The sequence below is a fragment of the Streptomyces sp. SID3343 genome, from assembly GCF_009865215.1.
In the GTDB taxonomy this organism is placed as follows: domain Bacteria; phylum Actinomycetota; class Actinomycetes; order Streptomycetales; family Streptomycetaceae; genus Embleya.
Genome location: NZ_WWJX01000146.1, coordinates 1 through 8118, shown reverse-complemented (window position 1 = coordinate 8118; position 8118 = coordinate 1). Strand labels below are relative to the sequence as shown.

At 71.2% G+C, this 8118-nt stretch carries 8 protein-coding genes; 7 read left to right on the top strand and 1 reads right to left on the bottom strand.

Features of this window, described 5'->3' with window-relative positions; all coding sequences use genetic code 11:
• The 5 genes from GT354_RS05125 to GT354_RS05105 all read left to right on the top strand — a co-directional run.
• On the top strand, nucleotides 1–998 hold a 998-nt coding region (locus GT354_RS05125; RefSeq protein ID WP_161354972.1), incomplete at its 5' end, for an SIS domain-containing protein.
• 2 nt (nucleotides 999–1000) lie between these two features.
• Entirely contained in the window at nucleotides 1001–2218 is a 1218-nt protein-coding gene (gene manA / locus GT354_RS05120; protein WP_161354971.1) for a mannose-6-phosphate isomerase, class I, read from the top strand.
• A gap of 177 nt (nucleotides 2219–2395) precedes the next feature.
• Nucleotides 2396–3376: a cation diffusion facilitator family transporter gene (locus tag GT354_RS05115; RefSeq protein ID WP_161354970.1), complete on the top strand. Its 981-nt coding sequence runs from the start codon at nucleotides 2396–2398 to the stop codon at nucleotides 3374–3376.
• Between the two features lie 159 nt (nucleotides 3377–3535).
• On the top strand, nucleotides 3536–4984 hold the full coding sequence (gene ahcY / locus GT354_RS05110; RefSeq protein WP_161354969.1) for an adenosylhomocysteinase: 1449 nt from the start codon (nucleotides 3536–3538) through the stop codon (nucleotides 4982–4984).
• A 155-nt stretch (nucleotides 4985–5139) separates the two neighbouring features.
• Nucleotides 5140–5913, top strand: a complete 774-nt coding sequence (locus GT354_RS05105) for an HNH endonuclease family protein (RefSeq protein WP_161354968.1) — start codon at nucleotides 5140–5142, stop codon at nucleotides 5911–5913.
• A gap of 7 nt (nucleotides 5914–5920) precedes the next feature.
• Here GT354_RS05105 and GT354_RS05100 read toward each other — a convergent pair whose 3' ends face one another.
• Nucleotides 5921–6850, bottom strand: coding sequence for a zinc-binding dehydrogenase (locus GT354_RS05100; RefSeq protein ID WP_161354967.1), 930 nt, complete (start codon nucleotides 6848–6850; stop codon nucleotides 5921–5923).
• Between the two features lie 87 nt (nucleotides 6851–6937).
• Between GT354_RS05100 and GT354_RS05095 the strand changes: the two genes are divergently transcribed.
• Together GT354_RS05095 and GT354_RS05090 are read left to right on the top strand one after the other, a co-directional pair.
• Nucleotides 6938–7417 (top strand): MarR family transcriptional regulator, encoded by a 480-nt coding sequence (locus GT354_RS05095; RefSeq protein WP_161354966.1) that lies wholly within the window; start codon nucleotides 6938–6940, stop codon nucleotides 7415–7417.
• Nucleotides 7418–7426: 9 nt separating this feature from the next.
• On the top strand, nucleotides 7427–8032 hold the full coding sequence (locus tag GT354_RS05090; RefSeq protein WP_161354965.1) for a hypothetical protein: 606 nt from the start codon (nucleotides 7427–7429) through the stop codon (nucleotides 8030–8032).
• The last annotated feature ends 86 nt before the right edge of the window (nucleotides 8033–8118 follow it).

The following is an 8118-nucleotide window of genomic DNA, read 5'->3' as shown; positions in this document are numbered from 1 at the left end:
CCGCGCCCGCGTACGGCCCGCTCGGCCACGCGCTGCGCGCGCTCACCGGTCCCGACGCGGCGCTGCCCGTCGTGTCGGCGGGCGACGTGCTGCCCGGGTGGGCGGGTTCGCTGGACCTCGTCCTGTTGGCCGGCCGCGGCGACGAGGACGAGCTGATACAGCTCACCACGCAGGCGTACCGGCGCGGCTGCCAGGTCGTGGCCGTCACTCCCGCCGGGACCGCGTTGGACTCCGCCGTGCAGCAGACCCGCGGCCTCGTCGTACGAGTGCCGGTGGACGCCACACCGGTCGGCTCGGCAGGCTACGCGGATCGCACGTCGTTCGCGGCGCAGACGGCGTTCTGGCCGCTGCTGGCCGCGCTCCTGGCGGTGACCGGAGCGTGCGGCGCGAGCCCGTTCACGCCCGGGGAGGGCCTTGCGGCGCTCGACGCGGCCGCGGACCGCCTGGACGAGGCGAGCACGCGCTGCCGGCCCGCCGCCGACGCGTATCTCAACCCGGCCAAGTCGCTCGCGGTGGCGATCGCGGGGAGCACCCCGGTGATCTGGGGCGCGGGCGCGGTGGGCGAGGTCGCCGCCGAGCGCTTCGCGACCATGTGCACCGGCGTGGCCGCGATACCCGCGCTGTCCGGCCCGCTGCCCACGGCGGGGCGCCACCAGGCCCGGGTGTTCGAGGCCGGCCCCGCGGGCGGGTCGGACGACCCCGACGACTTCTTCCGCGACCGGGTCGACGAGCCCGACGCGGCCCGGGTCTTCCCGGTACTGCTGGTCGACCACGACGGTCCCGGCGCCGCGGCACACCTGGCCGGCGCCACGCGCACACTCACCGCGCTGGGCCGATCCGCCGTCGGCGACGTGAGCGCGCGCGGCGGCTCGCCCGTCGAGCGACTCGCCGAGCTGATCGCGGTGACCGACTTCGCGGCCGTGTACCTGGCCCTGGGCACGGGGACGCTCCCCGCCGCGCCCGGCCTGTTCTCCTGGACCGAAGGTGGTCCCCGCTAGTCATGGATCGCCTTCTCAACCGGATCCGCGCCAACGCGTGGGGGTCCCTCACGGCCATTCCCGAACTGCTCGGCGTCGCCCCCACGGGCAAGCCCCAGGCCGAACTGTGGATGGGCGCCCACCCCGGCGCGCCCTCCGAGGTCGACCGGGGCGACGGCCCGCGCTCGCTCGTGGACCTGATCGCCGAGAACCCAGACGGCGAACTGGGCGCCGACACCGCGGCCCGGTTCGGCCCGCGGCTGCCGTTCCTGCTCAAGGTGCTCGCGGCGGCCGAGCCGCTCTCGCTCCAGGTCCACCCGGACGCGGTGCAGGCCCGGCACGGATTCGCCGAGGAGGAGGCCCGCGGCGTGCCGATCCGGGCGCCGCACCGCAACTACCGCGATTCCAGCCACAAGCCCGAGATGATCTGCGCGATCGGCGACTTCGAGGGCCTCGTCGGCTACCGCGAGATCTCCCAGACGCTCAAACTGCTGGACGCGCTCGACGTCCCGCAACTGGCCCCGTTCGCCCGGGCGTTGCACAACCCGAACCACGAGGCGGCGTTGCGCGCCGCCACCACCCACGTACTGATGCTGCCCGCGCGGCTGCGCACCAGCGTGGTCGACGCGGTCGCCGCCGCGTGCCGGCGGCTCGCGGCCAACGGATCGCCGTACGCGGACGCGTGCGCCGCGGTCGCCGACCTGGCCGAGCGGCACCCGGGCGACCCGGGCGTCGCGGTGGCACTGCTGCTCAACCACATCCGACTGCGCGAAGGCGAGGCGGTGTTCCTGGCCGCGGGCATGCCGCACTCGTACCTGCACGGCGTGGTCGTCGAGATCCTCGCCAACTCCGACAACGTGCTGCGCTGTGGCCTCACCGACAAGCACATAGACGTCGGTGAGCTGCTGCGTGTCATGGCCTTTCGCGCGGGCCCCGTGGAGATCCTCACCCCCGAGGACCACGACGGCGCCGGCGAGGAGGTCTACGCGACCCCGGTTCCCGACTTCCGGCTGTCCCGACTGCGCGCGACCGCGGCCGAGCGCCCGTACGTCCTGGACACCACCGGACCGCAGATCCTGCTGTGCGTGCGCGGCACCGCCACCGCGCGCGAGCGCGACGGCGACGACCTCGTGCTCGCCCGCGGCCAGTCCGTGTACATCCGCGCCGGCGAGCCGCCGGTCTCGCTCACCGTCGTCGGCGACGACGCCCTGGTCTTTCGGGCGGGCGTCCCGTTCGCGTGACCCGCCGCGCCTGATCGGACCCGGCTCGGCCCGAATCCGCGCCCGGCAGCACCCGTTCGACCGACGGACCGACGGCCACCCGTATTCCGCGATTGGCGGGGTACACGCGCCCCCGATGGCAAACTGACCGTCTGCAAGAGGTAAACAGCGGTCAACAACGGGTGGGAGTCGACCTTTATGAGCGCGGGTGGCGGGTCCAAAGCGGTCGTCGCGGCATTGGCAGCGAACCTCGGTATCGCGGTGGCCAAGTTCGTGGCGTTCGCCTTCACGAGGTCCTCGTCGATGTTGGCCGAGGGCGTCCACTCGCTGGCCGACTCCGGAAATCAGGTACTGCTCCTGGTCGGCGGCAAACGCGCCCAGCGCGACGCCACGCCGGAACATCCGTTCGGCTACGGCCGCGAGCGCTACATCTACGGCTTTCTCGTCTCGATCGTGCTGTTCTCGGTCGGCGGCATGTTCGCGATCTACGAGGGCTACGAGAAGATCGCCCACCCGCACGAGCTCAAGAGCTGGTACTGGGCCGTCGGGGTGCTCGTGTTCTCGATCGTCCTGGAGGGCTTCTCCTTCCGGACCGCGATCAAGGAATCCAACCTGCACCGCGGCCGACTGACCTGGCCGCAGTTCGTTCGCCGGGCCAAGTCCCCGGAGCTGCCCATCGTGCTGCTCGAAGACTTCGGCGCGCTGATCGGCCTGTTCCTGGCGCTGATCGGGGTGAGCCTCGCGGTGGCCACCGGAGACGGCGTCTGGGACGGCATCGGCACCCTGTGCATCGGCATCCTGCTCGTGCTGATCGCGATCGTGCTCGCCCTGGAGACCCGCAGCCTCCTGCTCGGCGAGGCCGCCGACGTGGACACCGTGCGCGCCATCGAGGCCGCGATCGTCGACGGCCCCGACGTGGAGCGGCTGATCCACATGCGCACCCTGCACCTGGGCCCCGAGGAACTGCTCGTCGCCGCGAAGATCGCCGTCGACCACGACGACACCGCCGTCGACGTGGCCCGCGCGATCGACGCCGCGGAGGCGCGCATCCGCAAGGCCGTCCCGATCGCCCGGGTGATCTACCTCGAACCCGACATCTACCGCGCCGACGAGGCCGACCGCGGCCCCGACCCCGACGCCACACCGGGTGGCAAGGACCGTCACGCTTCGACCGGATGAGGTGTTAACGTCGTTGGCGCACAACGACAGTCGCTGCAGAGGGCGGTCGGGTCACGGACCCGTAGGCACAGATGTGTCCGACTGGATGGCACGGCACCGGCGCCCGCGGCACCGGTGTGTCTCCAGTACCATCCGCCCCTCCCGCAGAGGATCCACAACATGGCTTCGCAGCTCAACGGCGACTTCAAGGTCGCCGACCTCTCCCTCGCCGCGTTCGGTCGCAAGGAGATCACCCTCGCCGAGCACGAGATGCCCGGCCTGATGTCGATTCGCCGCGAGTTCGCCGCGACGCAGCCGCTCGCCGGCGCCCGGATCATGGGCTCGCTGCACATGACCGTGCAGACGGCCGTGCTGATCGAGACGCTCACCGCGCTCGGCGCGGACGTGCGGTGGGTCTCGTGCAACATCTACTCCACCCAGGACCACGCCGCCGCGGCCATCGCGGTGGGCCCCGAGGGCACCCCCGAGGACCCGCGGGGTGTGCCGGTGTACGCCTGGAAGGGCGAGACGCTGGAGGAGTACTGGTGGTGCACCGAGCAGGCGCTGAACTGGCCCGGCCACGACGGCCCGAACATGATCCTCGACGACGGCGGTGACGCCACCATGCTCGTGCACAAGGGCGTCGAGTTCGAGAAGGCCGGTGCGGTTCCGGACGCCACGGACGCCGACTCGGAGGAGTTCACGGTCTTCCTGGCCCTGCTCCGCGCCACCCACGCCGAGAACCCCGGCAAGTGGACCGCGATGGCCCCCGGCATCATGGGCGTCACCGAGGAGACCACCACCGGCGTGCACCGCCTGTACGAGATGTTCCAAAACGGCGCGCTGCTCTTCCCGGCGATCAACGTCAACGACTCGGTCACCAAGAGCAAGTTCGACAACAAGTACGGCGTGCGCCACTCGCTGATCGACGGCATCAACCGGGCCACCGACGTACTGATCGGCGGCAAGGTCGCCGTCGTGTGCGGCTACGGCGACGTCGGCAAGGGCTCCGCCGAGTCGCTCCGCGGCCAGGGCGCGCGGGTGATCGTCACCGAGGTCGACCCGATCTGCGCGCTCCAGGCGGCGATGGACGGCTACCAGGTCACCACGCTGGACGAGGTCGTCGAGATCGGTGACATCTTCGTCACCACCACCGGCAACTTCAACATCATCATGGCCTCGGACATGCAGCGCATGAAGCACCAGGCGATCGTCGGCAACATCGGCCACTTCGACAACGAGATCGACATGGCCGGCCTGGCCAAGATCCCGGGCATCGTCAAGGACGAGGTCAAGCCGCAGGTGCACACCTGGACGTTCCCCGACGGCAAGACGCTGATCGTGCTGTCCGAGGGCCGTCTGCTCAACCTCGGCAACGCGACCGGTCACCCGAGCTTCGTGATGTCCAACAGCTTCGCGAACCAGACGATCGCGCAGATCGAGCTGTTCACCAAGCCCGAGGAGTACCCGGTCGGCGTGTACGTGCTCCCGAAGCACCTCGACGAGAAGGTCGCGCGCCTGCACCTGGACGCGCTGGGCGTCAAGCTCACCACGCTCACCGAGGAGCAGGCCGCCTACATCGGCGTCAAGGTCGACGGCCCGTACAAGACGGACGCGTACCGCTACTGAGTGCGCTGAACACCGTCGCGCTCGGCACCATGAAGTAAAAGCCGGCGACAAGCCGGGCGGCGCCTCGTGCGCTGCCCGGCTTGTTTGCGGGTAGCAATGGGGCAACGACCCACAACCCCATACCGATTCGACGACACGCCTCGGGGGCACGTCGCATGCGACGACGGCTGAAGTACGTTCCGATCCTGCTCGCCGTCGCCGCCTTGGCGGCCTGTCAGGACGACGCCAAGAACGCGGAACCGGCGGCGGGAGGCAAGACCGCGCCCGCAACCGCGCCCGCCGGCAGCGGCGGTGGCACCGCGACCAGTCCACTGGACAACCCGGACGGCACCAAGTCGGGCCTGGCCCCGCTGACGTCGGCCGGTGATCGCACGGCGGGCCGCGCGCTGATCGACAAGGTGCCGACCAACGGCCGCGGCCCGAAAACCGGCTACGACCGCGCCGCGTACGGACCGGCCTGGACCGACAGCGTCACCGACGTCCCGTTCGGCAAGAACAGCTGCGACACGCGCGACGACATACTCAAGCGCGACGGCCAGGTCACGCAGTGGAAGGACCGGAAGGGCTGCGTGGTCAACACGATGACGCTGGCCGACCCGTACTCGGGCAAGACCATCGCGTTCACCAAGGCCAAGGCCTCCGCGATACAGATAGACCACGTCGTACCGCTGAGCGCGTCGTGGCAGATGGGGGCGGCCCGGTGGGACGCCGACAAACGCCGCCGACTGGCCAACGACCCGCTCAACCTGCTCGCGGTCGACGGCCCGATCAACGGCGGCAAGGGCGACTCCAGCCCCGCGACCTGGCTCCCGCCGAACACCGCGGTCCGGTGCGCGTACGTGGTCCGCTACGCGCAGGTGTCCATCAAGTACGAACTCCCGGTCACCGACGCCGACAAGAGCGCGATGCTCGACCAGTGCGCCGCCTGACGGCTCGTCACGGCCGGAGCACCACCTTGCCGAGGTTGGCCCGAGCCTCGATCACCTCGTGCGCCCGAGCGGCGTCGGCGAGCGCGAACGTCTCGTGCACGACCGGCAACAGCCGCCCGGAGCACGCGAGTTCCCACAGCCGATCACCGTGCTCGGCGTATGTGTCGGGATACGCGGTGGAGAACCGGGCCATGGTCAGTCCGGTGATCGTCTTTGCCCCGGCGAGGAGTTCGTACGCCGGCACCGTCCCGCCACCCGAGTTGAAGAAGACGAGCCGACCGAACGGCGCGAGCGCGTCCAGCGCACGCGGCAGCAGTTCGCCGCCGACCGCGTCGAGCACCACGTCGACCGGCTCCCCCCACGACTCGTCGGCGTAGACCACCGCCTCGTCGGCGCCGAGCCCGCGCACGAAGGCGGTCTTGTCGGCCGAGCCCACCGCCGCGACGACCCGGCTCGCGCCGTGCAACCGGGCCAGTTGCACGGCGAGATGCCCCACGCCGCTCGCGGCCCCGGTGATTAGTACGGATCTGCCCCGCACCGGGCCGGCGACGAACAACGCGGCGAGCGCGACGTGCCCACCGCGCACGAGGGCCACGGCCCGGCTCGCGCTCACCGTCGCCGGAATGTGCGACGCGGTGAACACGGGTGCGAGCGCGAAGTCGGCATACGCGTCGGTGAACGAGATCGCCACCACCCGATCCCCGACCGCGAACCCGGTGACATCCGGCCCGAGCGCACACACCTCGCCCGCGATCTCTCCGCCGAACCCGCCCGGCAGCGGCATCCCACCCTCGCGGACCTTGCGCACCCCCGGCAGCGTCACGCCGATCGCTTCGGATCGGATCAGCACCTCGCCCGCCCCGGGCTCGGGTACCTCGGCCTCCTCGACGCGCAGCACATCGGGACCGCCGTTCTCGTGGCAGCGAACGCGACGCATCACCGGCACCTCCAAAAGTCGTTGGATACCCCAACGATAATATGAAGATCGTTGGGAAGTCCAATGGTTCCGGGCTAGGCTGCACCCATGGTCGACAAGCTGCCCGCCCCCGCCCGAATCCGGGCCCTGCCCAGTTGGCTACTCGGCCGCGCCGCCACGCACGGACGCACGCTGGTCCGGCAGGCCCTGGAAAGCGACGGCATGCCGATGCTCCACCACCTCGTGCTGGTCGCGATCCACGAGTACGCGCCCATCGCCCAAGCCGAACTCGCCCGTACGGTCGCCATCGACCCCAAGGACATGGTCGCGATCCTCAACGCCCTCCAGACCGAGGGCCTGGTGACTCGCGCACCCGACCCGAACGACCGTCGCAAGAACGCGATCACCCTCACCGACGCCGGCCGACACCGCCTGACCCGCCAGGAACCACTCGTCGACGCCGCGATGGACGCCCTGCTCGCACCGCTGACCCCCGCCGAGCGGGCGACGTTCACCGCCTTGCTCACCCGGGTCGTCGAGACGCGCGAGCACCCCGGCTGCGACACCGACGCCGGCGCCGTGTCGTAGGGTCCGGCCATGCCCTCCGGCACCTACTCCTTCCACGACCCCCACGACGGCACCGCCCTCGGCGAGGAACGCTTCTCGTGCGCCCCGGGCCCGCTCGGCTGGCGCTACACCGGAAGCGGCATCGACCTGACCCTCGACGCCCGAGGCCGCCCGCTGCGCCTGCAAGCGCAGGCCGGCGGCTGGCGGGTACGCGGCGGCGCGACACTCGTCGACGGCACGTCCGGCGTGGTGTGGCTGCGCACCGCGGTCGATCCCACACTCGACGTGGCGGGAGTCGAACACGAGGCGAAGGCGGCCGGCTTCACCGGCCGCTCACCGGCCTTTCTGATCGCGACCGCGACGATGCTCGACCTGTCCCCGGGCGGATCCGCCCGACTGCGCCTGATCTCGCTGACCGAACCGGTCCTGGCCGCGCACACGGTCGACCAGTCGTGGACCCTGGTGGCGGTGGAATCGCACGACGGCCTGGCCGTCGAGCGCTACCACGTGGACGACCTCGCCACGGGCGAGCGCGCGGTGCTCCACGTCAGCGGCGACGTCGTCCTGGCCGCACCCGGCATCGAACTCGAAGCGCTCGACACCCCGCCCAACGCGCGCATCACGACGGCGGGCTGAACCCGCCACCCCCACGCGCCGGCGGCTCGACGGGTGGTACGACCGGCGCGGGCGTCGTCGTGGTCCCGGTCGCCCCCGCCGACCCC

Excerpts from the sequence above, each read along its gene's own strand:
- manA (WP_161354971.1), top strand. The coding sequence starts at position 1,001 with ATGGATCGCCTTCTCAACCGGATCCGCGCCAACGCGTGGGGGTCCCTC.
- GT354_RS05115 (WP_161354970.1), top strand. The coding sequence starts at position 2,396 with ATGAGCGCGGGTGGCGGGTCCAAAGCGGTCGTCGCGGCATTGGCAGCG.
- ahcY (WP_161354969.1), top strand. The coding sequence starts at position 3,536 with ATGGCTTCGCAGCTCAACGGCGACTTCAAGGTCGCCGACCTCTCCCTC.
- GT354_RS05105 (WP_161354968.1), top strand. The coding sequence starts at position 5,140 with ATGCGACGACGGCTGAAGTACGTTCCGATCCTGCTCGCCGTCGCCGCC.
- GT354_RS05100 (WP_161354967.1), bottom strand. The coding sequence starts at position 6,850 with ATGCGTCGCGTTCGCTGCCACGAGAACGGCGGTCCCGATGTGCTGCGC.
- GT354_RS05095 (WP_161354966.1), top strand. The coding sequence starts at position 6,938 with ATGGTCGACAAGCTGCCCGCCCCCGCCCGAATCCGGGCCCTGCCCAGT.
- GT354_RS05090 (WP_161354965.1), top strand. The coding sequence starts at position 7,427 with ATGCCCTCCGGCACCTACTCCTTCCACGACCCCCACGACGGCACCGCC.